Annotated in this window: 27 protein-coding genes; 10 read left to right on the forward strand and 17 right to left on the reverse strand. The window is 32.6% G+C overall.

Going from position 1 to position 26,943, the window contains the following annotated elements:
- Nucleotides 1–40: 40 nt before the first annotated feature.
- Together recO and deoC are read right to left on the reverse strand one after the other, a co-directional pair.
- Nucleotides 41–745 carry a DNA repair protein RecO gene (gene recO, locus K6343_06100; GenBank protein ID MEF3245528.1) on the reverse strand — a complete coding sequence of 235 codons (705 nt, stop codon included), beginning with the start codon at nucleotides 743–745 and terminating at the stop codon, nucleotides 41–43.
- A 3-nt stretch (nucleotides 746–748) separates the two neighbouring features.
- Nucleotides 749–1,405 carry a deoxyribose-phosphate aldolase gene (deoC, locus tag K6343_06105; GenBank protein MEF3245529.1) on the reverse strand — a complete coding sequence of 219 codons (657 nt, stop codon included), beginning with the start codon at nucleotides 1,403–1,405 and terminating at the stop codon, nucleotides 749–751.
- 91 nt (nucleotides 1,406–1,496) lie between these two features.
- Here deoC and dnaX point away from each other — a divergent pair, with 91 nt between their 5' ends.
- From dnaX to eno, 4 genes are read left to right on the forward strand one after another with little or no spacing between them, the layout of a single operon-like run.
- Nucleotides 1,497–3,062 (forward strand): DNA polymerase III subunit gamma/tau, encoded by a 1,566-nt coding sequence (gene dnaX, locus K6343_06110; GenBank protein ID MEF3245530.1) that lies wholly within the window; start codon nucleotides 1,497–1,499, stop codon nucleotides 3,060–3,062.
- The gene (locus K6343_06115) at nucleotides 3,046–3,366 is read left to right on the forward strand and encodes a YbaB/EbfC family nucleoid-associated protein (GenBank protein MEF3245531.1); all 321 of its coding nucleotides are present in this window, start codon (nucleotides 3,046–3,048) and stop codon (nucleotides 3,364–3,366) included. The genes dnaX and K6343_06115 overlap by 17 nt, the downstream gene beginning before the upstream one ends.
- Entirely contained in the window at nucleotides 3,353–3,970 is a 618-nt protein-coding gene (recR, locus tag K6343_06120; protein MEF3245532.1) for a recombination mediator RecR, read from the forward strand. The genes K6343_06115 and recR overlap by 14 nt, the downstream gene beginning before the upstream one ends.
- A 1-nt stretch (nucleotide 3,971) precedes the next feature.
- Nucleotides 3,972–5,255, forward strand: coding sequence for a phosphopyruvate hydratase (eno, locus tag K6343_06125; GenBank protein ID MEF3245533.1), 1,284 nt, complete (start codon nucleotides 3,972–3,974; stop codon nucleotides 5,253–5,255).
- Nucleotides 5,256–5,335: 80 nt separating this feature from the next.
- On the opposite strand, the gene K6343_06130 is transcribed toward eno, so the two are convergent.
- A complete protein-coding gene (locus K6343_06130) occupies nucleotides 5,336–5,908 on the reverse strand; it encodes a hypothetical protein (GenBank protein MEF3245534.1) in 573 nt (190 codons plus the stop codon).
- A gap of 598 nt (nucleotides 5,909–6,506) precedes the next feature.
- Between K6343_06130 and K6343_06135 the strand changes: the two genes are divergently transcribed.
- The 3 genes from K6343_06135 to K6343_06145 are packed head-to-tail and all read left to right on the forward strand — an operon-like array spanning nucleotide 6,507 to nucleotide 9,725.
- Nucleotides 6,507–7,325: a hypothetical protein gene (locus tag K6343_06135; GenBank protein MEF3245535.1), complete on the forward strand. Its 819-nt coding sequence runs from the start codon at nucleotides 6,507–6,509 to the stop codon at nucleotides 7,323–7,325.
- Nucleotides 7,326–7,329: 4 nt separating this feature from the next.
- The gene (locus tag K6343_06140; GenBank protein MEF3245536.1) at nucleotides 7,330–7,923 is read left to right on the forward strand and encodes a ComEA family DNA-binding protein; all 594 of its coding nucleotides are present in this window, start codon (nucleotides 7,330–7,332) and stop codon (nucleotides 7,921–7,923) included.
- Nucleotides 7,923–9,725, forward strand: a complete 1,803-nt coding sequence (locus K6343_06145; GenBank protein ID MEF3245537.1) for a competence protein ComEC family protein — start codon at nucleotides 7,923–7,925, stop codon at nucleotides 9,723–9,725. Before K6343_06140 ends, K6343_06145 begins: the two co-directional genes overlap by 1 nt.
- Here the strand turns inward: K6343_06145 and K6343_06150 are convergent.
- The gene (locus tag K6343_06150; protein MEF3245538.1) at nucleotides 9,715–10,071 is read right to left on the reverse strand and encodes an iron-sulfur cluster assembly scaffold protein; all 357 of its coding nucleotides are present in this window, start codon (nucleotides 10,069–10,071) and stop codon (nucleotides 9,715–9,717) included. The two genes, K6343_06145 and K6343_06150, sit on opposite strands and share 11 nt — an antisense overlap.
- Before the next feature lie 77 nt (nucleotides 10,072–10,148).
- Here K6343_06150 and K6343_06155 point away from each other — a divergent pair, with 77 nt between their 5' ends.
- Nucleotides 10,149–11,312, forward strand: a complete 1,164-nt coding sequence (locus K6343_06155) for an amidohydrolase (GenBank protein ID MEF3245539.1) — start codon at nucleotides 10,149–10,151, stop codon at nucleotides 11,310–11,312.
- A complete protein-coding gene (locus K6343_06160; protein ID MEF3245540.1) occupies nucleotides 11,305–12,414 on the forward strand; it encodes an amidohydrolase family protein in 1,110 nt (369 codons plus the stop codon). The genes K6343_06155 and K6343_06160 overlap by 8 nt, the downstream gene beginning before the upstream one ends.
- Before the next feature lie 63 nt (nucleotides 12,415–12,477).
- On the opposite strand, the gene K6343_06165 is transcribed toward K6343_06160, so the two are convergent.
- The 7 genes from K6343_06165 to K6343_06195 form a co-directional block, all read right to left on the reverse strand.
- Nucleotides 12,478–12,954: a methylglyoxal synthase gene (locus K6343_06165; GenBank protein ID MEF3245541.1), complete on the reverse strand. Its 477-nt coding sequence runs from the start codon at nucleotides 12,952–12,954 to the stop codon at nucleotides 12,478–12,480.
- Between the two features lie 78 nt (nucleotides 12,955–13,032).
- The gene (locus K6343_06170; protein MEF3245542.1) at nucleotides 13,033–14,211 is read right to left on the reverse strand and encodes an amidohydrolase; all 1,179 of its coding nucleotides are present in this window, start codon (nucleotides 14,209–14,211) and stop codon (nucleotides 13,033–13,035) included.
- Nucleotides 14,195–15,601, reverse strand: a complete 1,407-nt coding sequence (locus K6343_06175; GenBank protein ID MEF3245543.1) for a sigma-54 dependent transcriptional regulator — start codon at nucleotides 15,599–15,601, stop codon at nucleotides 14,195–14,197. Before K6343_06175 ends, K6343_06170 begins: the two co-directional genes overlap by 17 nt.
- Entirely contained in the window at nucleotides 15,598–16,977 is a 1,380-nt protein-coding gene (locus K6343_06180) for a hypothetical protein (protein MEF3245544.1), read from the reverse strand. Before K6343_06180 ends, K6343_06175 begins: the two co-directional genes overlap by 4 nt.
- Nucleotides 16,977–17,939, reverse strand: a complete 963-nt coding sequence (gene pfkA, locus K6343_06185; protein ID MEF3245545.1) for a 6-phosphofructokinase — start codon at nucleotides 17,937–17,939, stop codon at nucleotides 16,977–16,979. The genes K6343_06180 and pfkA overlap by 1 nt, the downstream gene beginning before the upstream one ends.
- Nucleotides 17,936–18,952 (reverse strand): 6-phosphofructokinase, encoded by a 1,017-nt coding sequence (locus K6343_06190; GenBank protein MEF3245546.1) that lies wholly within the window; start codon nucleotides 18,950–18,952, stop codon nucleotides 17,936–17,938. Before K6343_06190 ends, pfkA begins: the two co-directional genes overlap by 4 nt.
- On the reverse strand, nucleotides 18,952–19,428 hold the full coding sequence (locus K6343_06195; protein MEF3245547.1) for a nicotinamide-nucleotide amidohydrolase family protein: 477 nt from the start codon (nucleotides 19,426–19,428) through the stop codon (nucleotides 18,952–18,954). Before K6343_06195 ends, K6343_06190 begins: the two co-directional genes overlap by 1 nt.
- 86 nt (nucleotides 19,429–19,514) lie before the next feature.
- Here K6343_06195 and K6343_06200 point away from each other — a divergent pair, with 86 nt between their 5' ends.
- Nucleotides 19,515–21,224 (forward strand): proline--tRNA ligase, encoded by a 1,710-nt coding sequence (locus K6343_06200; protein MEF3245548.1) that lies wholly within the window; start codon nucleotides 19,515–19,517, stop codon nucleotides 21,222–21,224.
- Between the two features lie 44 nt (nucleotides 21,225–21,268).
- Here the strand turns inward: K6343_06200 and K6343_06205 are convergent, their stop codons facing one another.
- Genes K6343_06205 through recN form a run of 6 tightly spaced genes read right to left on the reverse strand, consistent with a single transcriptional unit; the run spans nucleotide 21,269 to nucleotide 26,941 of the window.
- Nucleotides 21,269–21,511, reverse strand: a complete 243-nt coding sequence (locus K6343_06205) for an acyl carrier protein (GenBank protein ID MEF3245549.1) — start codon at nucleotides 21,509–21,511, stop codon at nucleotides 21,269–21,271.
- 1 nt (nucleotide 21,512) lies between these two features.
- A complete protein-coding gene (locus tag K6343_06210; GenBank protein MEF3245550.1) occupies nucleotides 21,513–21,959 on the reverse strand; it encodes a beta-hydroxyacyl-ACP dehydratase in 447 nt (148 codons plus the stop codon).
- Nucleotides 21,949–23,202, reverse strand: a complete 1,254-nt coding sequence (locus K6343_06215; protein MEF3245551.1) for a S1 RNA-binding domain-containing protein — start codon at nucleotides 23,200–23,202, stop codon at nucleotides 21,949–21,951. Before K6343_06215 ends, K6343_06210 begins: the two co-directional genes overlap by 11 nt.
- Nucleotides 23,203–23,223: 21 nt before the next feature.
- The gene (locus K6343_06220) at nucleotides 23,224–24,138 is read right to left on the reverse strand and encodes a bifunctional enoyl-CoA hydratase/phosphate acetyltransferase (protein ID MEF3245552.1); all 915 of its coding nucleotides are present in this window, start codon (nucleotides 24,136–24,138) and stop codon (nucleotides 23,224–23,226) included.
- A gap of 39 nt (nucleotides 24,139–24,177) precedes the next feature.
- Entirely contained in the window at nucleotides 24,178–25,239 is a 1,062-nt protein-coding gene (gene buk, locus K6343_06225; protein MEF3245553.1) for a butyrate kinase, read from the reverse strand.
- Nucleotides 25,220–26,941 carry a DNA repair protein RecN gene (recN, locus tag K6343_06230; protein MEF3245554.1) on the reverse strand — a complete coding sequence of 574 codons (1,722 nt, stop codon included), beginning with the start codon at nucleotides 26,939–26,941 and terminating at the stop codon, nucleotides 25,220–25,222. Before recN ends, buk begins: the two co-directional genes overlap by 20 nt.
- Nucleotides 26,942–26,943 lie beyond the last annotated feature (2 nt).

Here is a 26,943-nt window from a genome sequence, read left to right on the forward strand (position 1 = left end):
TCCAATTTAAAAATTATTTCTTGGAAATACATCATTCACCTCACACAATTTTACTAATATTATTCTTAAAGCTATCGAATTCATTCAATTCTAATTTCACCCTCGCATATTCAAGCACTAAATCGAGAATTTCTTTAATATGATAACATTTTTTTATCTCTTCTGTATCCTTTAAAGTGCTCAATGTAAGAAATTCATCTATGACTTCTCTTCTTACGGGAATTCCAGAAATCGTATTGAAACCATCATTATCAATTGAGAAAAATTTAATATCATCAATATTACCTTTTAAATCAATGGAAAAACCCATAAACTTCAAAAATTTTAAGATAAAAAACGCAAGATACTCGTAATTCAAGGCTTCATTACTCTCTTCTAAATCTTCTAAAAAATCTATAACGAAATTGTAAAGATTAACATCCTCCTGTTCGTATGGAAATGCATCTAAGATAAGCTTTTTCATGTAAAGCAATATAATGACTTTTGAAAAATTTGCTTTTGAATTAGCATAATCTTTTTTTAAAACTGCTTCAGTTACAATATAATAATTGCCCTTCTTATAGAGTAGAAGATCTTCTAATGCAAATTCCTCTGTTAAACCTATTCTTTTTGATGTGGTTTTTCTTACTGATTTAAACTTTGCAGTTATCTTACCAAATTTATCAGTTAAGAGAACCACATACTTATCAAAATCTTTTGAATCAATTGAATTAATTGTTATTCCAGAAACTCTTATATAGCTCATCAATTAAGAAACAATATCTATACTTTTGCTTGCACCAATTCTCGTTGCACCAGCTTCGACCATACTCTTTGCAGTCTCAAAGTCCCTTATTCCTCCTGATGCTTTTACTCCAATGTTCTCAGGTATTACGGATCGTATAAGTTTTATGTCCTCAACTGTTGCCCCTCCACTACTAAAGCCAGTAGAGGTTTTAACAAAATGGGCACCTGCAGATACTACTAAAGTTGATGCAATAATCTTTTCTTCTCTTGTAAGTAAACTTGTTTCTATAATTACTTTTACTACATGACCACTTGCTACCTTAACAACTTCTTTTATATCGTTTTCAACTTCCTTGTAATCTTTTGCTTTTAGGTAACCAATTTTAATAACCATGTCAATTTCATCAGCTCCATCTCTTACTGCTTTTTCAGTTTCCTGTGCCTTTGCAAAAGTAGAAGATGCTCCTAATGGAAACCCTACAACCGATGCAACCTTAACATTAGTTCCTTTAAGAATATTTTTTGCAAGACTTACAAAAGTTGAATTTACACAAACTGCATAAAATTGATATTTCACTGCCTCTTCACAAAGTCTTTTAATGTCTTCTGGGGTTGCTTCTGGCTTGAGAAGTGTGTGGTCTATAATACTTTTTAAATAATCTTTTGTTATTTCTGTCATTACGATCACCTCAACCACATTATATTAAATTGCCAAATTTAATCAATTGTTAATGTTTGCAAAAGGGTTTGAAAATTGTATAATAAAGTGTATGGAATATATTTCTTTGTATAGAAAATACCGTCCGCAGTCATTTGAAGAAGTTATATGGCAAACTTCTATAGTTAAGATTCTTCGTGAAGAGTTAAAACAAAAAAAGATTTCACATGCTTATATTTTTGCAGGACCAAAAGGAACAGGCAAAACTACTCTTGCAAGAATTTTCGCTAAAGGACTTAATTGTGTCAATGGCCCTACAGATACACCCTGTTTGAGGTGCGTTAATTGTCAATCTATAGCAAATGGCACTAGCCTTGATGTTATAGAAATTGATGCGGCATCTAACAGAGGAATTGATGAGATAAGAGATTTAAAAGAAAAAGTCCAATATGTTCCTGTTTCTTCTCGCTATAAAGTATACATTATTGACGAAGCACACATGCTTACAACGCAAGCTTTTAATGCTTTACTTAAAACCATAGAAGAGCCTCCTAAAAATGTTGTTTTTATTTTGGCAACAACTGAACCAGATAAAATTCCTCAAACAGTAACCTCAAGATGTGAAATTTTTTATTTTAAGCCAATTCCTGTAAACAAAATCGCAGAAAAAATTAAAGAGGTAGTTCAATTAGAAGGTGGAACCGTTAATGACCAAGCTGCTTCTCTTCTTGCAAGACTCTCATATGGATCTCTAAGAAATGCACTGAGTTTAGTAGAACAAGTTATTACCGTTTCAAAAGAGATAACAGAAGAAATAGTTAGAAACTTTTTAGATGTTCCTGATGACCAACTTGTTTTAGAGTTTTTAGAGGCAATATTAAAAGGTGATAGAAAAGCAGTTTTTGAAAAAATTAAAAAGAACGAAGAAAATGGTATAAATCCAAAATTTTTCCTTAACAGCTTGATTGATTTTATCGACGACTTGATTTCTTTGAAAATTGGAGACTATGAAAGCCTAAAAGAAAAGCGCGATGAAAACACCTTCTTAAAAATGAAAGAGGTGCTAAAAAGCACTAGTTTAAAGAAGTTAATTAACATCTCTAAAACAATTCTTGATACGTTTAACCAAATCAAATTCATACAAAACTCAAATTTCGTTATACTCATAAATATTCTTGATTTTATAGGTGAACTACCTCAAGATGATGAGTTAAAAAATGAACCAATTCAAACAAAAGGTATTAGTGAAGAAACTATTAATTTAGTTTCGCAAGATTTTGAAGAACCCAAAAAAGAGGTAGATATAAACCGATTTAAAGCCGTTTGGCAACTAATTGTTTCTGAAGTTAAAAAGAAAGAAGTTGCAATATCTGTGATTTTAACAAAACTCGAACCAGTTTCCTTTAAAGAAGGTGTTTTGGAGATTTTACTTGATAAGCCGTTTTATTTTGAACTACTGAATAAAAAAGAAAATAAAGATTTAGTTGAAGAAGCAATTAAAAAAGTTACTTTAGTAGATGTTAAGGTAGTTTACATAAAGCCTGAGGAAGAAAGAAAACTTACCAAAGAAGAAAGAATCAAAGAATTAGAAAATAAAAAAGAAATTAAAGAAATATTAGAGCTTTTTGAAGGCACTATAACAGATGTAAGGGAGGAAAAAAATGAGAAACCTAAATGATCTTTTAAGACAAGCACAAGATTTACAAAAAAAACTTGAAAAAATAAACGAAGAGTTGGAACAAATAGAAATTGAAGGTTCGGCTCAAAATATTGTTAAAGCAGTTGTAAACGGAAAGCTTGAAATTATCTCAATAACCTTTACCTCTGATATTAAGGAAATTGATAGTGAAACTCTTGCAGACCTTATAACTGTAGCCGTTAAAGATGCTCAAAATAAAGCAAAAGTTGTTGCGCAAGAAAAATTTGCAACTCTTGGTGCATTTTCTGGATTCTTACCGAACTTTCCAAATGGAATTAACTGAGAAACTAAAAAATTTAATTGAAGAAATTGGGAAACTTCCTTCAATTGGTCCTAAGACAGCCGAGAGGATTGCATTGTATATTATTTCTATTGATGAGAAACAAATTAAACAACTTATTGATACTATTGAAATTTCACGAAGCAATTTACATCTTTGCCCAGTGTGTTTTAATCTTACTGATAAAGATATATGCGAAATCTGTTCAAATCCTTCAAGAGATCATAGTACAGTTTGTGTGGTAGAAGAGATAACTGATTTACTTGCAATTGAAAAAACAAACGCCTTTAAAGGAGTGTATCACGTGTTACACGGAAGTTTGGACCCAGTAAATCACAAAAATCCTGAAGATCTTTATATAAAAGAATTATTTGAAAGGATAAGAAGTAGTGATTTGAAGGAAGTAATTCTTGCAACGAATCCGGACTTTGCTGGCGAAATTACAGCAACATTCCTTGCAAAGTCAATAAGAAATTTTAATCCCAAATTGAAGATTTCAAGAATTGCTGTTGGTTTACCAAAAGAGGCAGAAATTGGTTTAGCCGATAGTATTACTCTCTCAACAGCCATTAAAGAAAGAAAAGAATATAAACACGAAGGAGGTTAAAATGAGTGAAATCATTTCATTAAAGGCAAGAGAAATTTTAGATTCAAGAGGTAACCCAACACTAGAAACAGAAGTTTACCTTGAAAGTGGTGTTATGGGTGTAGCGCAAGTCCCGTCAGGAAAATCTACAGGGAAGTTTGAAGCTTTAGAACTAAGAGATGGCGATAAAACTAGATTTAACGGCAAGGGTGTTTTAAATGCAGCTAAAAATGTAAACGAAGTAATCGCAGAAGAAATTGTTGGACTTGATGCATTAGATCAGTACCTTATTGATACGACTATGATTGAGTTAGACGGAACTCCTAATAAATCGAGGTTAGGTGCAAACGCAATTTTGAGTGTATCGCTTGCTGTTGCAAGAGCACAAGCTAATGAACTTGGCATACCTCTTTTCCAATACATAGGAGGAATAAATGCACAAGTATTACCTGTTCCACAGTTTAATATCATAAATGGTGGTGAGCATGCAGATTCTGGCCTTGACATTCAAGAATTTTTAATTTTGCCAGTCGGTTTTTCTTCAGTCAAAGAAGCGATTAGGGCAGGGGCAGAAGTTTACAGAACTCTTGAGGCAATACTTAAAAAATTTGGTTTTTCAGTAAGCGTCGGTGATGAGGGTGGTTTTGCTCCTAAAGTTAAAAACACTGAAGAAGCCTTAGATTTAATTGTGAGCGCAATTACAAGTGCAGGCTATGTTGCAGGAAAAGATATTCTACTTGGTATAGATACAGCGTCCTCAACATTCTATAAGGACGGATACTACCACTTTGAAGGAAAAGAACTAAAAAGTAGTGAAATGGTTGATTTCTATGAAAATCTTATAAAAAAATTTCCTATTATTTCAATTGAAGATGGTTTAGCAGAAGAAGATTGGGACGGATGGATTGAACTTAATAAAAGATTAGGGAGTAAAATCCAACTCACTGGCGATGACCTCTACGTAACAAACAAAGAAAGACTTTTAAAAGGGATTGAACTAAAAGCCTCAAATTCAATACTTATTAAGCTCAACCAAATTGGCACTTTAACAGAGACTCTTGAAGTGATGAGATTAGCAAATTCAAACGGGTTTAATGCAACTGTCTCTCATAGATCTGGAGAAACTGTAGATACTTTCATCTCCCATTTGGCTGTTGCATTAAATGTAGGGCAGATTAAATCTGGAGCACCAACAAGAATAGAAAGAATCGAAAAATATAATGAGTTAATTAGAATTGAAGAATTACTTGGTAATGCCGCAAGATTTGCAGGCATCAAGCCCTTTGAAAAACTCCTTAAATTATAAAATCACGCTAATCCTATAATTGGGTGATTTCTCGAAGTTACATTAGAAAAGAGAAACCACCCACAAACTTTTTTTATTTATTAATATATGATCCTTCCAATAATATCAACTGCCAATGCCTCCACTACCCAGATTAAAGTTATTAAGATAAGTATTACTACACCCACCTTATAACTCTTTTTTTCTATGTTTTCAAATTTGTCTTTTTTAAAAACAACTATAGATAAAATTCCCATTATCCAGAATGGTGATGTCCAAAGAAGAGTAATTAAGCCATATAAAATATTCTGTAGAAAAGGTGGATTATTGAGAATTGCAGAATCAGTAAGAAAAATAGTTACTCCAAATCCGACAAGTGCCAAGATTAGAGACAATGTTTTTGCTGTCTTAGAAAACTTCTCAGATTTCGAAGGATAAATAAGATATGCTATTAATAGTAGGGAAATAACAATAGGGATAGTGAAAAGAAAAGCCCACTGTTCAAGGCCATACGCAATAAAACGCCCTTCATTTTCTGATGTCCAAGTAGAAGGTAGAGAAAGTTTAAACTGATAAAGACGAATGGAACTAACAGCAAAAGTCACAATAGCCAAAACTAAAAATATTACCGCTAATACTACTCCTACAATTTTTTTACCACCTCTATTATCCATTTTATACCTCCTTACTTTTTTGTAAAAACTTTAGTTTTAAAACCTTCATCCATGTAATTTAGCCACGATAAGGGCATTTCGTTTAAAACCACTATATAAATCGTTAGTTAACCAATGTGCAGGAAAGTCCTGACCCACTTTGCAAACCTACAAGCGCATAATTCTTAACAAATCGCTTTATAAATTTTTTTCCATATTTTGCACTTTGTGAAACTGTCGTATTTACCCCCTTAAATTATAATTCATTTTTTAGAAACTGGTTTTCTAGCAAATCCCGTAATTGAGTGACACCTCAAAGTTAGGAATAATACTTTATATTATAAATGCAGGAGACAAAGTAGAAAAAGAATTAAAGATGCAAAAAATCAATCCAAATTTTTGAAAGCAAAAGAACGAATTTCAAGAGCACGTATTTAAGAATTAAGGAATTTTACTCAAAGCTTTTAGGAATATATGTATAGAAGAGTTTTAACTAGACTCAAATGAATTATACAAAATAAAAAATTTGACTTTTGCTTACAATTCTGTTAAAATAAAAATAAGGAGGATTTGGTAAAAGAATTTGCAAACACATCGGAGACAAAGAAATTAAATAAATATGCCAGAGATAGTTGAAGTTGAATTTTTAAGAGAAGAAATATACTCCACGTTTGTAAATAGGAAAGTCGAAGAGGCTTCCCTGAACAAGGAGGATCTTTCAAATGTCACCTCCAATGAAATAAGCACCTTACTTGAAAATCAAAAATTACTTTTAACAGATCGCGTAGGAAAAGTTCTCACTTTGAGTTTTTCAAATGACATAAATCTTATCATTCACTTTTTGCTTACTGGTTTTACGCGTTTAATTGACAAAAAAGACAAGGAAAATTACCAGTTTTACATTGTTTTTGATAATAATAAAATTCTTGGAATTAGTGGAATCATGAAACCCGGCTTTATAAAGTTATATAAAACCAACAATATCTACACAATAGATGAAATAAAAAAACTCGGAGTTGATGTTTTAAGTAAAAATTTTACATTGGATAAATTTAAAATTTTACTTAGAGAAAACTGCAAAAAGTCAATTAAAGAAGTCTTAATAGACCAAGAAAAGTTGGCAGGGCTTGGAAATGCATATACAGATGAAATTCTGTTTCTTTCAAAGATTCATCCAAAAAGGAAATGTAAAGACATATCTAACGAGGAAATAGAAAACCTCTACAAAAATATCTTTACCGTTATAGAATTGGGTAAAAAATATGGAGGAGCAAGTGAGTTATCATTCGTGCATCTTAACGGGGAAAAAGGTAAATTTCACTTGCACTTTAATGTTCATAAAAGAGAAAATCAAAAATGTCCTGTCTGCGGAGACTTAATAGAGTCTATTAAAATTGGAGGTAGAACTTCTTATTTCTGTCCAAAATGTCAGAGGTGATTTAATGGAAGAATTAGACATAAAAAAGGTAGTTATTATTACAATTCTTTTAATTTTCATTGCTTTTGGAAGTGGCATTTTAGTTGGAAAGGCTATTTACAGCAAGCCACAAGAGATTCAGATTAGCACAGAGGAACAAAACACCCAAGAAGTGCTACCAAAGAAGATAAAAGTATACGTAGCAGGAGAAGTTAAAAAACCAGACGTATATGAACTTGAAGAAGGTTCAATTGTTAAAGACGCAATTTTATTAGCAGGAGGAGCAACTGAAAATGCGAATCTATTAGCAATTAACCTTGCAAAAAGGGTTAATGATGAAGATCAAATCATTGTTCCTACTAAAAGTTTAGATATTAACGATTTAACATCTGAAATAGCCATAGCTTCTTCAACTAAGTCGGCAACAGGGAAAATCAATATAAATACGGCGAGTAAAACTGAATTAATGGAACTCCCTGGCATTGGAGAAACTAAAGCTCAGGCGATTATTGATTTTAGAACAAAGAATGGACCATTTAAAAACCCTCATGATATTGTAAATGTATCCGGTATAGGCGAAAAAACTTACGAAAACATAAAAGATCTAATTACCACCTAATGCTTGCATTTTTAGTAATATGTGCAGTTGCTAATTCAAATTTGCTTGCTATTTCTTTAGTTTTAAAGAATTTATTTTTGACTGGATTGTCAATTTTAATCTTTACTTTAATACTTACCATAACTAAGAAAAAATACCTTTTGGGACTAATTTTATTTTCATTGGTTGCTTTTGTAACATCTTTCAAATATTACTCATTAGTCCTCAATCCATTAAATGAAAACTACTTAGGAAAAGACATTAAAATCATAGGAAAAGTAATTGACTATTGTGATTTAAAGGGCGATAAGTACTACTTCCACGTTCAAACGATTACACCTAATTCGAACATCTTAGCTATCTACGCAAGATCCTACCCTCCTGCATATGGCGAAATAATTCAACTCAATGGGAGGATTTTTGAATCTAAAGTAAATGCTTTTACCTTAAAAGATAGGTATATAATTTCCGTGGATAAATTTGATACTCTTAAATCCAATTTCTTTTTTAGAGAGCTTAATAACTTAAGACTTCTAATTATCAAAAGAACAAGGATTCTATTAAAAAGTGAGGCAGGTGAACTATTACTTTCATCACTAATTGGAGTAAATGCTCTTGAAAATGAAACTAAAACTTTTTTCAACTATACTGGCACAGCGCATATTTTCGCAATATCAGGACTACATATTGGAACCCTTTTTACGTTCTTTGTGCTTTTATTCAAAAAATTTTCAAAATACAGTCAAATACTTTCGCTTTTTCTTGTCTCTCTTTTTGTTATTTTTATTGGCATAAAATTCTCTGCAATTAGGTCTTTTGTTATGCTATCTGTAGTTGTTCTGTCTTACTATCTTGGTAGAGGTAAAACACTTTTAAATTCTCTTTTCGTATCCATAGCCTTAATTTTTGCTATTTTTCCTGATAGTTTACTTTCAATTTCCTTTTATTTATCATGCACAGCAATGTTAGCAATTTCATTAAGTGAAAAACTATTCACGAAGAGTAACCTTATTAATAGTTTCACAACATCCTTCTTTGTAAACATTTTTGAAATACCAATTATTGCATATTTTTTTAATGTGGTTTCGATAACATCTTTCGTAGTAAATCTTGTTGTCATTCCATACATTGCTTTTATACTTCCTATAGGATTGTTTTTTGTTATAATAAGTTTATTCTCAAAAAAACTCGGAGTTATACTCTCGTATGTTGTAAACTTTCTCTATTCAATTCTTATTAAACTTGTAGAGATAGTTTCAAAAATACCACATGGTTTTGCACGTTTAAAAATTAATACTTTTGCATTCATATTATTAATCATCTTAGTTCTAGCTATTTATTTTTCTGTATCTAATAGAAAACGTTTACTCACAGCAGCAATAGGTATAGCCTACTTATTTGTGCTATTTTCAGGTAATTTTTTAACAGGCGTTTACTCTTGTAATGTTAGAAATGTTGGCGCTATCTATGTTCGTAATAATAAGGCTAATTTACTTTTTATAGTCAAACCCACGCCTTACAATATAGAATACTACGATTTCTCAAATTTTTTCAGCAAAAACGCAATTTCATATGTTGATAAGTTGTTTATTATATACCCTCTTGACATTAAAAGTGGAGCAGATTTAGTTAATTCAATTAAAAGAAACAATATTAAAATAGAAAAAATATTTGCAACTAAAGACATTGACAAAGAATATTTAGCAATAAATTTTCCAAATTATACAATAATAAACTCCCTTGAATACAAAATTCAAGAGTTTGAAATTGTCTACAAAAATAACTCCTTTGAAATAAAATTTGCAAATATCGTCAATGACTAAAGATTTTGTTTAATGCATCATTAATTGCATTTACAACAAGTAAAATGCAGTTCACTTTATCTTGTGGAATTTGAAAGAAATGCTCAAAATAGCCGATGTTGAAATTTCTAAAGTCTTTTACATCCTTTCCGATTGCTGATTCGGAGAATATAGAAGCACACGCTATTGCATAAGGACAACCATCAACTTGGTATTTAATATCAGAGATTTGACCATCTTGAACTTTAAAATAGAAGATTACATAAGCTCCTTCCTCAGTTTGTGCTCTCCCAATTGAAGTAGGTTCTTTAATTCTCCCTACGTTTTTTGGTTTCATAAAATGTTCTATAACAATTTTTGGATACATTTTTGCCTCTTTTAAATTATATCAAAAATCATACTAAAAATTAAAAATGCATTATAATTCAAACATGGAGGTGAAAAGTGTTACTTTTAAAGAATGCTAAAATTTTTACCATTTCAAATGGAACTTTAGAAAGAGGCAATATCTTAATTGAAGGTAAAAGAATTAAAGATGTTAGTGCTGAACCCATCCAAGTTGACGAAAACGTTAAGGTAATTGACCTTAATGGTAAAATGGTTTTTCCGTCATTTATCGACGCTCACACACACCTTGGCACTTTTTCTTTGGAAGGAACTGAAATGGATGAAGATGGAAATGAAATGACTAACTCTGCTACTCCTGGCTTAAGAGCTATTGATTCTATAAATCCTTTTGATCCTGCCTTTAAAGAAGCATTTGAATCTGGATTTATGATTGTTTTTACAGGAAGTGGTTCTGGAAACGTTATAGGTGGATTAAGTGTTATTATGAAAACATACGGAAATTTGGTTGACAAAATGATCATTAGGAATCCAGCAGGTTTAAAATGCGCCTTCGGAGAAAACCCCAAAAGAGTTTATACTTCAAAAAATCAAATTCCTACTACGAGAATGGGCACAGCAAAAGTTTTCAGAGAAACTCTCTTTAAAGCTAAAAATTATTACGAAAAGAAAAAAAGCGGTGAAAAGGTTGATTTTGATTTAGATATGGAAAGTCTTTACCTTGTTTTTGATCATCAAATTCCTTTAAGAATCCACGCCCATAGAGCAGATGACATTGTGACAGCTATAAGAATTGCTAAGCACGAGTTTGGTCTTGATGTTGTAATTGAACATGGAACAGACTCAGCAAGAATAAAAGATTTTCTTGCTAGGGAAAATGTGCCTGTTATAGTTGGTCCTATTTTGGATGTTTCTCCTAAAGTTGAAACTAAATCAAATTCATTTAAAAACCCTAAAGAATTAGTAGAAGCAGGAGTAAGAGTTGCACTAATGACTGACCACCCCGTTGTTTCAATTGGATACGCAAGAATCCAAGCTGGTTTAGTTGCATACGAGGGAAACCTTGGTTTTGATGAGACATTGAAACTCATTACAATAAACCCAGCAAAAATACTAAATATTGAAGAGGATTACGGAAGTATTGAGAAAGGAAAAATCGCTAATTTAATAATTTTCAACGAAAACCCCTTCTCTGTTCTTAGTAAAGCAGACACGATTATCTTTGAGGGGGATGTTGTTTTTGAAGGAGGAAAACATGTATAAGATCCATGCAAAAAAGTTATTTACAGGTGAAAATATCATTGAAGATGCAACTATCCTTTTTGATGAAGAAAAAATCGTTCATATTGGTGATGATATAAACGAACCTGTAAAAGAAACTTACAATACGTATTTTTTAATGCCTCCCCTTATCGATCTTGGTTCAGGTATTGGATTAAAAGAAGAATCACTTGGCAGAATTGAAGGTGATGACTTAAACGAGGCAACTTCGCCAGTATACCCTGAACTTTTAGCATTAGATGGAATAAACCCCTATGATGAAGCCTTTGATAAGGCAATATCAGGCGGAACTTTAATTAGTTTAGTTTTACCTGGAAATTCTAACCCAATTGGAGGCAGAGGAGCTCTTATTTATAACTATGGCAAACAAGTACTCGATATGACTATGAAGTCTCCGTTTGGAATTAAGTTTTCGATAAATACTGAACCGAAATCAACCTATGCCCCTAAAAATAAAACACCTTCAACTAGGATGGGTATTGCATATCTTATAAGAAACACCTTATATAAAGCAAAAGAATATCTAAAGGAACACAAGGAGCAAAACTTAACTTATGAATCTCTTTTAGATCTTTTGAATAGAAAAGATACAGCTTTCTTCGCAAGCTTTAGAGCTGATGATATTGCAACCTCAATAAGAATAAGTGAGGAGTTTAATTTAAAAAGTGTTATCCTATATGGAGTTCAGGCAAACTTAGTAAAAGAACTTTTAAAAGAAAAGGATATACCAGTCGTATATGGTCCCCTTATGTTCCCACGTTGGTCAATAGAACTAAAAGGATTATCTTCAACTGTCCCCATAGAACTTGTTAAGGAAGGTATTTTGGTTGCTTTGACTTCTGGTCATCCACTATTCCCAGCAAAATATCTTAGACTGAATGTAGGATTATTCATAAAGGAAGGCCTAAATGTTGCTGAAGCACTCCAAGCGGTAACTCTAAATCCTGCAAAAATCATTGGAGAAGAAAATTTAGGTAAAATACAAGTTAACGGAGTTCCAAATTTAGTTGCTTATGATAATGAACCTTATGATACAGTAGCAAAAACTAATTTCGTATTTCTAAAAGGTAAAAGAATCCAATAATTAAATAGCCTCCCTTAGGTATGTAACTAATTGCCTAGGGAGGCTGTAGATTATCTTTGGTTATTAATCCTTTATCTTCCTTTCAATATAACTTTTGTAATCCTTTGTTATTGGTTTATAGTTCGAGTTAAAAAGTGGAGAAGAAATTAAAAAGTCAGCTGTAGCTCTATTGGTTGCTGTGGGCAAATTATAAAGAGTAGCAATTCTTAAGAGAGCTTTAACATCGACATCATGAGGTTGTGGCTCCATTGGATCCCAGAAGAAAATTAGGTAATCAACTTTACCTTCCACAATTAATGCCGATAGCTGTACGTCACCGCCAAGAGGCCCTGATTTAAGTTTTATTATATTAGGGCTAACTCCCTTCTTTTTCAACGCCTCTTCAACAAGCCGTCCTGTTGTACCTGTGCAAACAAGCTCACAAGTAGAGATTGTTCCCCAATTAAATTCAACCCACTCAATAAGATCTTTCTTTTCGCTATCGTGTGCAACAAGAGCAATCCTTTTCTTTTTAAAACTTGCATTTCTTTCATTATTCATGTTTTCAATATTGTGAACACTTTTTTCTCAATCAAATTCTATTAAAACACTAACAAAAATTACAAAAGTAGGAAACATCTAATATGGCTTAAAATTCAAAACAGTTAAAACATGTAATTTAACACCCGTTGTTAATATATCTTCATCAATATCAAACTTAGGAGAATGATTTGGATAAGATATACCTTTTTCCTTATTCAAGGCACCTAACCAGTAAAAGGCACCCTTTGTTTTTTCAAGGAAATAAGACATATCTTCACCACCCATTGAGATTGGAGCTTCACTCAAATTTTCTTCACCAACAACTTCCCTTGCGATACTCCTTATATACTCCGTTGCCTTTTCATTGTTTATAGAAGGTGGATACCCAAAATTGTATATCATTTCAGCACTGCCAGCAAAAGCAGAAGCAATATTTTTAGCAATCATTTCTAATCTCTCTTTTACAAATACAGAATCTTCATGCTCAAGCGACCTTACCGTTCCCAAAAGAAAAGCAGAGCCGGGTATAACGTTAAAAACATCGCCAGAAGAAATTTTTCCAAATGATAAAACAACCGATTTTAGGGGATCTATATTTCTTGAAACTATTGATTGTGAAGCAATTACGATATGCGATGCAATAAGAATTGGGTCTATCGACTTATGAGGGTATGCTCCATGCCCACCGTAACCTTTTACATTAATAGCAAATTCGTCAGCTTCACCGGTCATAATACCACCTCTAATTAAAACTTTATTTTTTTCATGAAAACCCGAAACATGTAGAGCAAAAGCATAATTAACTTTAGGATTTTCTAAGACACCTTCCTTTATCATGCCTAATGCTCCACCAGGATCTTTTTCCTCTGAAGGTTGAAAAAGAAATCTTACGTTTGCCTTTAAATCATTTTGATATTCCGAGATAACTTTTGCTGCAACAAGCAACATTGCCGTATGAGCATCATGTCCACATGCATGCATCCTATTTGGGATCTTTGATTTGTAAGGAACATTATTTTCTTCTTGAATAGGAAGTGCATCCATATCGGCTCGAAGAAGGACTGTTTCAAATGAACTATTCACAATTAAATCCGCAACAACACCTGTTTTATTGACATTCTTTTTTACTTCAAGTCCAACACTATTTAGATAATTGTAAACTATCTCTGATGTGCGAAACTCTTCAAAGGCAATTTCCGGGAACATATGTATTTCACGTCTTAAATTTACAACTTCGTTTTTTAGATCTTCGATCTTTTCATTGATCGTCTTCATCTTCCGTCACCCATTCTATGTTATAATACCTCAATTTGTTAAATAAAGATTTTCTTGAGATACCAAGTATCTGTGCTGCCTTTGTCTTATTTCCTTTTGAAACCTTTAGAGCCCTTAAAATTGCTTCCTTTTCAACTTTCTCTATAAGCTGAGGAAGTGTTAAATTTTCACTGTCATCAACTATTTCCTGATTGTTCTCAGATAAAACTTTTTGCCTTAGAGAAAGTGGTAAATCATCAACGAGAATAACTGGAGCAGAAGAAACTATTACCGCCCTTGCTATTGCGTTTTCTAATTCCCTTACATTGCCAGGCCAATCATAAGAAAGTAAAATATCAATAGCTTCCTTTGATATTCCGTTAACCTCTTTTTTATATTTTGTTGAATATTTAGCAATAAAGTAATCAAAAAGTAACTTAATATCTTCTTTCCTCTCTCGAAGTGGTGGTAGTGTAATTGTTACAACATTCAACCTAAAAAATAAATCTTCTCGAAACTCCCCTTTGCTAACAAGTTCTTCTAAGTTTCTGTTAGTTGCTGCTATAATTCTTGCATTTGAGTAAATTATTTCGTTTCCTCCAACCCTTGTAAAAGTTTTTTCTTGAAGAACTCTTAATAGCTTTGATTGTAGATTTAAACTCATATCTCCGATTTCATCTAAGAAAATTGTTCCATCATTTGCCAACTCAAATTTACCAATTCTTTTTGAATAGGCATCGGTAAACGCACCTTTTTCATGGCCAAAAAGCTCAGATTCGAGGAGATTTTCAGGAATGGCTGCACAATTAACAACTATAAAAGGTTTATTTTTCCTGTTACTATGCTGGTGGATGGCTTTAGCAACAAGTTCTTTTCCAGTTCCACTTTCCCCTCTAATAAGAACTGTTGCATCTGAAACGGCTATTTTACCTATTTCTTTGTAAACTTCCTGCATTTTTGGTGAGTCGCCAATTATTTCTTCCTTAGTATAATCTAAAAATTTATTGTTAACCAACTTTGGGGCATTTTCAGTTAACTCTTTTAACTCAATTGCTTTCTTTACTTTAATTTTTAACTCTTCAATATCAAACGGTTTTGTTAGATAATCATATGCTCCATTTTTCATCGCTTTAATTGCAAGATCGGAACTTCCATAAGCAGTTAAAAATATTACAGGTAAATTAGGTTTCATATCCCTAATCTTTGCAAATGCTTCCATTCCATCAAGGACAGGCATTCTAATATCAAGAAGCACGCAGTCGTAATCACCATTTTTTACTTCAGTAACAGCCTTTTGTCCGTCGTCTACTTCGATAACATCATAACCTTCATCAATTAAAGTAACCAAGAGTAAATCCCTAATATTCCTCTCGTCATCTGCAACTAAAATTTTGTATTTTTTCATATTCATGATTCTCTTTTTGGTAAGACTACTGTAAATTTCGTTCCAATCCCAACCTTACTTTCAACAAAAATCTCTCCACCATGTTCTTCTATAATTCTGTAAGCTATAGCTAGACCCAAGCCTGTTCCTGAACTTTTAGTAGTGAAAAACGGCACAAATATGTCTTTCAAATTTTTTTCATCTATCCCTGAGCCATTATCAATTATTTCAATTCTTACATGATTTTTTTCTTCTAAACAATTTATTTCAACATAACCTAAGTTTTTATCTATAGCCTGCACTGCATTAATCACAAGGTTTAAAAATAGCTCCTCTAATTTCCTTGCATCAGCTACTAAAAAAATATCAGAGCAGTTAAGCTTAAATTCTATATTCTTTTTCTCATCGTAGTGCTTTGCAACTTCAACAATATGAGTAAAAAAAGGTTTTAAATTAAACTTAGAAAATGATAGTGGAGATGGTCTACCGTATTTTAACAAATCATCTGCAATTCTCTGCAATCTTTCGCTTTCATTTATAATTGTAATAACGTATCTTTCCTCATCTTTTCCTTTTAATTTCTGAGAAAGAATCGAAGCAAAGCCTTTAATTGAAGTAAGAGGATTTCTTATTTCATGGACTATGCCTGCAGTGAAAAGACCAAGAGACTTTAATGCCTCTGTTCTTTTTATTTCTTCAATGTTTCTTTTTAAACTTAAAGCCATTGAGTTAATTGAGTCTGCTATATCTCCAATTTCTCCACCGTATTTAGGGAATTTAAAATCTAAATCTGTTTCTAATTTCTTTAAACCCCTTCTTAAAGAAAGAATTCTTATGTTGAAGAAAGAAGTTATTAACAATACAATGATCACAGTTATAAATGCAAGATAAAAGACAAGCCTATTTATCTTTAGAACAATTCCTTTAACATTTGAATTAATCCTTTCATACGGAACTGCTGCAAAAATGTATCCTCCACCAAAACTATCAGGAATTGCTGAAACGATTATTAAATTCTTCGTTAATGGTTTTGGGGTGTTAACAGCATGAAAAGGCTCGTCAAATACTGGTATATAATAACCTAAACCAACATTTGAGTAGACAGTTGAAATAGTTGAAAAATAGTTATCTACAAGTGGTTTTAAGAAAACATTAATATAAACACGTTTAAGCGACGGAGAAATGCTATTATAACCTCTCAAAAAAGATTCTGCTTCATAAAACTTTTCGTAGCGTTCTTCAACCTGACTTACGATTATATTAATCCTACTTGATTGATTTGCAAGTTCATTTTGTAAAAGATAATCCGAAATATTAGTTGATATGATAAAAAACACAGTGGTGATAAAAAACAAAAGCACAAAAATCAGTTGAAATCTAATGGAAAGAAAAAACCTCTTCATTACACCGAAACTTCCTCAATTATTTTATAGAGATTGTAATTTATTTCTTTAGTCTTCGTAACAGCATCTTCCAGAGGGATGTGTATCAAATGATTATCTTTTATTCCCACAACATAACCAAATTTATTATTCAAAGCCATATTAACTGCCTCTACTCCAAAAAGAGTGGCTAAAATTCTATCAAATCTTGTAGGTGACCCCCCTCGTTGTATGTAACCAAGCACAGAAACTCCAACATCAAGATCAGGAAGTTTTTCCTTTATTATATCTTTAAGTTTATCTCCTTTGATAGCACCTTCTGCAGTTACAATCATATGGTGTTTTTTCTTTTTTTGTAAACCTACCTTTATGTTTTCAATAATCTTTTCAATATCAAATTTAATTTCTGGTATTAAAGCCATATCAGCACCACTTGCAAGAGCTGCTTCTACTGCAATAAAGCCTCTATTTCTTCCCATGACTTCGACTATAAATGTTCTATTGTGTGAAGTAGCAACGTCTCGTATTTTATCAATTGCTTCAACGGCCGTATTTACTGCAGTATCAAAACCAATTGTGTAATCTGTTCCGTATAAATCATTGTCAATTGTTGATGCTATACCAACAATTGGAAAGTCTTTTTTGTAAAGAGACAGCGCTCCACTTTGAGATCCGTTACCACCGATTACTATTAGGGCATCAATACCTAAATCTCTCATATTTTGTATAGCTTTCTCCTGATATGTTTCTTCCTTAAATTCTTCTATTCTTGAGGAAAGAAGTATAGTTCCACCCTCCTCTAAAATTCCACTAACATCTCTAGGAGAGAATTCTATAAAATTTTTTTCAACTAAACCCCTGTAGCCTTCCAAAACCCCAAAAACAGCAAGCCCATTTATGAAGCCAGCTCTCACGACGCTCCTTATCGCTGCATTCATACCAGGAGCGTCTCCTCCTGATGTTAAAACACCAATTCTTTTCATCTACCAAAAATTTCTTTGAGTCTTATCCACTCTTCGTCAACAAGTTTGGGTCTATTCACAGCATCTTCCAAAGAAACCGAAATAATCTTATTACCAGAAAGTGCCGCCATTTTTCCGAATTCGTTATTATGAACCATGTCAATAGCGTGAACTCCGAGTCTCGATGCAAGTATCCTATCAAAAACAGTTGGTGGACCACCTCTCTGTATATGACCTATAACTGCACTTCTTGTAGAAACATTGAGCTTCTTTGAAATTAAATCTGCAATGTATTCGTGAACTCCCCTTTTTTGTAAAAGTTTATGACCAAATTCGTCAACCTCAGTCTCTCTCTCGTTGGGAATTTCAATTCCTTCTGAAACCACTACAAGTGCGTATCCTTTTTCTTTGAAGACTTTTTCCAAATGAGCAAACATAGCATCAAAATCAGGTTTTTCTTCCGGAATAAGGATCCAATCTGCACCACCTGCAATACCAGTATAAAGCGCAACCCAACCTGCCTCTCTTCCCATAACTTCTAAAACTATTATTCTCTTATGGGATTTTGCAGTATCTCTCAATCTATTTAAAGCATCAACTGAAACTTCCACTGAAGTAAAGAAACCAAAAGTGAAATCGGTTTGTGAAAGATCGTTGTCCATTGTTTTTGGCACACCCACAACTTTAACTCCCATTTTGTAGAGTTTTAAAGCAACTGAAAGAGTATCATCACCACCGATAGCAACAAGTGCATCAATGCGATTTTTATTGAGAGTTTCTATAACTTTAGAAGGGCCATTTTCTTCTTTAAAAGGATTTGTTCTTGATGTAAAAAGAATAGTTCCACCAATGTTAAAAATCTCTTCAACATCTTTTATTGAAAGAGTTCTTGTTTTATTTTCTATGAGCCCTTTCCAACCTTCCTCAAATCCTATAACTTCATCTCCATGATGATAAGCATTGTAAACTACTCCTCTTATTGCAGGATTTAAACCGGGGCAATCGCCGCCACCTGTTAAAACTCCAATTCTCATCAATAACCTCCTACTAATAGTTTATATAATTGGTTTAGAGCAAAATTAACAATTCTGTTTCTTATTATATCACGATTTCCTTTAAAATTAACTTCAAGTACGTAGTTTTTACCATTTTTAAAGGCAAAACCAACGTATGCAAGTCCAACTGGTTTTCCTTCTATAGAATCAGGACCTGCTATACCTGTAGTTGAGATAGCAATATCACTATTAAACAAAAGTAGTGTGTTGATCGCCATATTTTTTGCAATCTCTGAATGCACAGTTCCAAATTTTTCGATCAGTTCTTGGGATACTTTAAGTATATGAGTTTTAGCAAAAACAGAATATGAAACTATGCCACCTAAAAATATCTTTGAACTTCCTCTAAAATCGGTAATGGTTTTCGAAAGCAAACCACCTGTAACTGATTCACTTACAGCGATCGACAAATTCTTTTCTATCAAAAACTCTACAATATTTATACTATTACTCACCGCTAACATTTTATACTATTTTAAAGTTTTAGCAAGTCTTATATAATATGTAATAAATTGGTGTATTTAAGTGAAAGGAGCATAAAATGAGAATAAAAGACTATTTTATTCCGACGCTTAGGGAAGACCCTCAAGATGCCGAAATCGAAAGCCATAAGTTAATGCTAAAAGCTGGATTAATTAGAAAAATGGCAGCTGGAATTTATTCTTTTTTACCGTTAGGACTATTAGCATTAAAAAAGGTAGAAAATATCGTAAGAGAAGAAATAAATAATGCAGGAGCTATTGAATTGATTTTTCCTGCTATAATGCCAAAGGAACTTTGGGCTGAAACAGGAAGATGGGATATTTACGGCGATGAGATGTTCAAACTACAAGATCGTAAAGGTAGATTTTTTTGCCTTGCTCCTACTCATGAAGAAGCAATTGTAGATCTTGTGCGTAAGGAAATAAAATCTTATAAGAATTTGCCAAAAACTTTTTATCAAATTCAAACTAAGTATAGAGATGAGATAAGACCAAGATTTGGTTTAATACGTGGAAGAGAATTTTTAATGAAAGATGCTTATTCATTCGATACCTCCGAAGAAGGCCTTGAAGAAAGTTATAAAAAGATGTTTAATGCATACATAAGAATCTTTCAAAGGTGCGATCTTGAAGTTATTCCCATTGAAGCAGATTCAGGGGCAATAGGTGGAAAAGTTTCGCATGAATTCGTTGTTATTTCAGACTTAGGTGGAGAAAGTGAGTTCGTAAAATGTCCAAGGTGTGGTTATGCAGCAAATATTGAAGCAGCAAAATCCGAAGTAGATGAAGAAATTAAGAAAGAAGAAGTAAAAAATTTAGAAAAAATTTACACTGGTGAAGCGAAAACTATAGAAGAAGTTTCTAAATTTTTGAATATTACTAAAGATAAACTCATAAAATCACTGGTTTATAAAATAGATAACAGTAAATTTATTCTTGCTTTAGTATTGGGTGTTGATGATTTAAACGAAATAAAATTGAAAAACTTTCTAAATGCAAGATTTATAGAATTAGCTAATGATGAAGATGTATTCAAATTATTTAAGGCTCATATAGGGGCAATTGGACCAGTGGATTCACCAATAGAAGTTATAATGGATAAAAGAATATTGCTTGGAAACAACTATGTGAGTGGAGCAAATAAAGATGGTTATCACTTTATCAATGTGAATGTGGAAAGAGATTTTAAACCAACTCATATAACCGATTTAAGAGTTGCAAAAGAAGGTGATCTATGCCCTAAATGTGGCACAAAGCTCCAAAAATTTAATGGTATTGAACTTGGACATACATTTAAGTTAGGAACAAAATATTCAGAAAAAATGAACGCAACTTTTTTAGATGAAGAAGGAAAAGAAAATTACTTTATTATGGGTTGTTATGGAATAGGTATCGGAAGAACTTTACAGGCAATCATCGAAAAATTCCACGACGAAAAAGGAATAACCTGGCCAAATAACATTGCTCCGTTTAAAGTTGAAGTAATTCCACTAAACTTAAATGATGAAAGTATCAAAAATGCAACAGAAAATGTATATAAATTACTTCTTGATAATGGAATTGAGACACTACTTGATGATAGAGAAGAGTTAAGTGCTGGTGAAAAATTTAATGATGCAGATTTAATAGGTATTCCAATTCAACTAATAGTTGGCAAAGCTTATAAAAAAGAAGGTAAATTTGAAATAAAAATTAGAAAAACAAATGAAAGAATTTTCTTATCGACAGATGAAATAATTCCTAAGATCAAAGAATTTTTAAGTAAATAAAAAAAGAGGGGACATAAACCCCCCTTTTTTTATTTACAAGAGTTTTATTTAAGATTTTCCTTAATATACTCTACCGTTGCACCAAAAGTAGTGATTTTTTCAATATCTTCGTCAGGAATTTTCATTCCAAACTCGTCTTCCAATGCCATAGCAACATCAACCAGTGCTAATGAATCTGCACCTAAATCTTCAACATAACGTGATTCATCTTTAATTTTTTCTTCTTCAACACCTAGTTTTTCAACTATTACTTTTTTAACTTTTTCTCTTATTTCATTCTCTTCCATATTAACCTCCTTCAATTATTTTTACTGCTATAGTCCCTGTTGCAACTAATTTATTATTAACAAATACTTCAACTAAACTTTTTGCAATACCTAACTTTAAACCAATCAAATTCGCAATGATTCTAAGAGTTTCGTTAAAATTAACTTTTTTAAAAAATTTAAAATCTTGAACAGAAGCAAGTAAGCCAAGAGAATTACTATACTTATTAACTGTCAACAGAATAAACGCAGAAACTTGAGCTGTTGCTTCAATAATATAAGCTTCAGGAATAGTTAAGTTATTAGAATTGATTGTGGGAAAAAATATCTCATCGTTTTTAAATTTTTTAATACCAATAGCCTTTTCCCCAGGGATAATTTCTTCAATTTCATCAACAAAGAGAAAAGGCTCTCTATGAGGAAGTAAGCTCAAGATCTTTTCTTTAGTAATCTTAAATTTATTTTTCATCTTCAAGCAAAGCTCTTCTACTCAATTTCATTTTTCTATTTTCTTTATCAATTGAAAGAACTTTTGCCTTTATTTTATCTCCTATCTTTACAAAATTCTCTATTTTATCTATCCTCTTTGAGTCTAACTGGGAGATATGGATAAGCCCTGTAATACCTTCTTCAAGTTCCACCACTACTCCAAAGGGGTGAATTCTTATTACAGTGCCTTCTACAACACTCTCGATTGGATATTTCTCTTCAACAGTATCCCATGGATGAGGCTTCGTTTGCCTTAGGCTAAGAGAAATACTTTGTGCATCAAGGTTTACAGACAACACTTTAACTTTTACCTTTTGCCCGATTTTTAAAATTTCGTGTGGATCTTTTCTTCTACCCCAATTTAACTCATTTACACGTATCAATCCATCAATTCCATTACCAAGATCGACAAAGACACCAAAATCTTGGATTGACCTAACAAATCCCTCGTAAATAGCATCTTTTTTAATATTGACCAAGGCAAGTTTTCTAAGTTTTTCCTTTTCTTCCTTTAAAATATTTAATCTTGAAACAATTACCCTTTTAACTTTTGGCTCTATTTCTATTAACTCAACTTCAAACTCTTTTCCAACATATGAATCAAGAGTCTCGCCTTTTGTAAGACCCACTTGAGATTGTGGAAGAAACGCAGAAATCCCATCAATATCCAAAAGCAAACCACCTTTTATCACTCTAACAACATTTGCTTTTACTCTTTCGCCCTTTTTCATTTTTTCTATCAATTCGTTATACTTTTTTGAAATATCAGCAAGCTTTTTTGAAAGAACCAAATTTGGACCATCTCTTAAGACCATCACTTCAATTTTATCTCCGATTTTTACAACCTCTTCTGGAGAAATAATTTGCTTATTGCTTAATCCTTTCAATGGAATAAAGACGTCTTCCTTTGTTTGAGCGCTTACATAAACACCTTTAGGGTCGATTTTTACAACGGTTACTGTTATAATATCACCAGCTTTATACTCTTTAGGAAGAAAATTGTTATTTGATATAGCCTTTTGATTTGAATTGTTTGCACTCTTATCAGTTATTTTTTCTTCCTTAATTACTTCTTTCGCTTGTTCTTCTACAGTTTTATTTTCCACCTTTTCACTACTTATATCTACCTCTCTTCTTTGGGGAAGTTTTTCAACAGAAACTTTTTCAATAATGTCATTTACATCATCTGGATTAACTTTTTCATAAATATCTCTTTCTTCCATATTCCACCTCTCCTTTTAAATTTATCTTTCAGAAACTAACGCTGCTAGTGCTAATGAATACAGCTTTGATTTTTCACTATCACCTCTTGATGTAAGAACTGCTGGAGCAATTGTCCCAGTTACTATAGCTGCAATTTCTGCATTACCAAGTTTAGTTAGTGCTTTAAAGAATGCATTACCTGCTTCAATGTTAGGCATAATGAGTATATCAGCATCTCCAGCAACTTCTGAGCTAACTTTCTTAATTTCTGCTGCTTCTTTAGAAACAGCTAAATCCATTGCAAGTGGGCCATCAACGATGCAGTCTTTTATTTGGCCTCTTTTATTCATGACGGAAAGAATGGCCGCATCAACTGTTGCCTGCATCTTTGGAGAAACAGTCTCTACTGCTGCAATTACAGCAACTTTAGGTCTTTCTATACCCATCTTTTTAGCAATTTGGACATCGTAATTTATCATTGCCTCTTTCATTGAAAGGTCCGGCTGCGGGATAACTGCAACATCGGAAGCTATTAAAAGTTTGTGATAGTTTGGTGATTCAATTACAGCTGCATGTGAGAGCACTCTACCTTCAGGTAAAAGCCCCTCTTGCTTGTCAAGAAGCCCTCGCATGTAGGTAGCAGTTTGACATAGGCCCTTCATAATAAAGTCTGCTTTTCTTTCCCTCACAAGTCTAACTGCCTGTCTTACGGCTTCCTTTTCATCTTTTATGTCAACAACTTCAAACATTGACATATCAATGTTATTTGACTCACAAACACGTCTGACCTCATCCTTGTTTGCAAAAATAGTTGCATTCAAAATCCCCTCTTTAATAGCAAGGGAAACAGCCTGTAGTGTATGCAAGTCTTGCCCATAAGCAACTGATACCATTTTCTTTTCTTTTAGTGTTCTTACGGCATTAACTAAATCTTCAAGTTTTTTTATTGTTTCCATAAACAACCTCCTAGAGTTTGATTTTAATATTATATCACATTAAGCGTAAACTTTAGCAACTTCTTCACCGTTTAAAACTCTTAAAGCAGCAAAAGCAAGAGCCTCTAATTCAAATTCTCCAGGATAAGAAACGACTTTAGCAATAAAACTCACTCTTTTTTCAATCTCATTTACGACTTCTTCATTATAGGCAACACTTCCAGTAATTATTATTACTTCAACTTCTCCTTTTAAAACGGTCGCCATTGCTCCAATTTCTTTAGCAATTTGGTAGCACATTGCTTCAAGAACTTCTTTTACAGAGGGGTCTTTTTTTGCTTGTGTTACAACCTCTTTAATATTATTTGTGCCAAGGTAAGAGTAAACACCGCCTTCTTTTGTAAATAACTTCAACAAATCACTCCTTGAAGATGCACCAGAATAAGCTAAATTAACGACTTCAATTGAAGGTAAACTACCTGCACGCTCTGGAGAAAAAGGTCCACCTTCGTTTGCATTATTCACGTCCACTATTCTGCCGTTCTTAACTGCAGCAATAGATATACCTCCCCCAAGATGTGCTACAACTGCATTTAGCGATGAGATTTTCGTTCCGTTTTCTTCTGCATAGCGATATAAGGATGCTCTAATGTTTAAAGCATGCAAAAGTGATTTTCTTTTTATCTCTTTTATACCTGAAATTCTTGCAAGGTCGTCAAACTCGTCAACGCATACAGGATCAGCGATATACGCAGGTTTGCCAATCTTAATGGCAATTTCATAGGCAATTAAACCCCCAAGTGTTGAGGGATGCTCTTGTTCTTTAGAATAATTTATTAGATCCTTTATTAAAGCTTCATTAACAATATAGGTTCCAGCATCAATTGGTTTGATGATTCCTCCCCTTCCAACGACTGCATCAATTTCTTCTAAAGAAATACCTTTTTCGTTTAGAGATTTTAAAATAGTCTCTTTTCGAAAATCGAGCTGATCTAAAACCGACTTAAATTTACTTATTTCTTCTTTCTCATGCCTGATTGTTTCTTCGAAAACTGCCTCACGGTTGTTAAACACAGCAATTTTCGTAGAAGTTGAACCAGGGTTAATTACTAAGATTTTCATTATGCCACCTCCCTAATAATTCTTTTGCTTGCTGAATTGTTGTTTCTGTAATATTACTACCAGAAATCATTCTTGCGATTTCATCAATCCTTTCATATTCATTGAGTTTTTTCATTTTTAAAATCGTATCGTTCCCTTCGACTATTTTTTCAACAGTAAAATGTTCTCCAGGTAAAGAAGCAATTTGAGGCAGATGTGTAATTACTATTACTTGTCTAAATTTTGAAATATTGAACAATTTTTCAGCTACTTTTTCTCCTGTTTTTCCACCAATTCCTGCGTCAACCTCATCAAAAGCAAGCACAGGTATATCATCAATATCAGCTATAACACTTTTTATTGCAAGCATAACCCTTGAAAGTTCACCACCAGAAGCAATCGAAGAAATTGGCTTTAAATCATGTGGAGGGTTGGTGCTTATCAAAAATTCACATGTATCGATTCCGTCTGAAAATAATTTTAATTTCCTTCCTTCGATGTCAATGCCGTCTGGATCTTCAACAACCTGTAAAGATACTTTAAACAAAGCACTCTCCATTGCTAAATCTTTGAGTTCATCCTCAACTTTTTCCTTAAACGTTTTAGCTACCTCTCTTCTTATTTTAGAGAGTTCTATCAAGTCTTTTTTCAGTTGTTCTTCTAAATCCAAGATCTTTTTTCTTGTTTCTTCTATTTTAGTAGAAAGATCGTTAAAATTTTTAACCTTTTCTTTTAATTCTTCAAGGTAAGTTATTAAACCACTTACATTACGTTTGTATTTCAGTTTTAATCTATTTATTTCATCAAGTCTTGCCTCAACAAACGATAATCTTTCAGGGTCCAACCTTACATTTGAAAGTACATTTTCCAAATCTCTAACACATTCTTTTAAATCTACATAGTCCGACTCAATCCTTCCTTTAATCTCTTTGAATTCTTTTACAAAACTTTCAAACTGCGAAAGGATATTTAAAGAAAAAGATAACTGTTTCAAAAGAGAGCCATCACCTTCTGTAAAAGTTTGTAAAATAGTAGATATCTTTTCAATGATTTCTTTCACATTGGTAAGAAGTTTATATTCTTCTTCAAGTTCCTCTTCTTCACCTTCTCTTAGTTTCGCCTTTTCAAGTTCGGCAATTTCATAATTTATAAAATCCGTTTCTGCACGGGCCTTATTATCCATTTCTTCAAGTTCCTTTAGATAATTTTTGAGTTCCTTATACCTTGAAATATTGTTTATAACGCGCTCCTTTAGGTTTGAAGTTCTTGAAAAACCAAACTTATCAAGATAAAAAAGGTGTGAGGATTTATCTAAAAGACTTTGGATATCGTGTTGTCCATGTAAATCAACAAGAGTTTTTCCTATTTGAGAAAGTTGTTTTTGTGAAACCAAATGTCCGTTGATAATTGTTTTCCCTTTAACTTTAGAAATTGTCCGTGAAATTACAAGGACGTCCTCATCATCATAAAGTGAAAAACTTTTAAGAAGTGATTTTGCTTTTTCATTGTCAGATATAAGGAAGCTTGCCTCTACTGTAGCAGTTTCTTCACCTATTCTTATCATATCGGTTGTCGTGTCGCCACCGCATACAACAGAAATTCCATTAATAATAACACTTTTACCAGCGCCAGTTTCCCCAGTTATAATTACAAGGTTTGAATTAAAAGAGACCTCAACTTTTCTTGCAATAGCGAAGTGGTGTAAGATCAAACCAAGAATCATAA

The sequence above is a fragment of the Caldisericaceae bacterium genome, assembly GCA_036574215.1.
GTDB lineage: Bacteria > Caldisericota > Caldisericia > Caldisericales > Caldisericaceae > Caldisericum.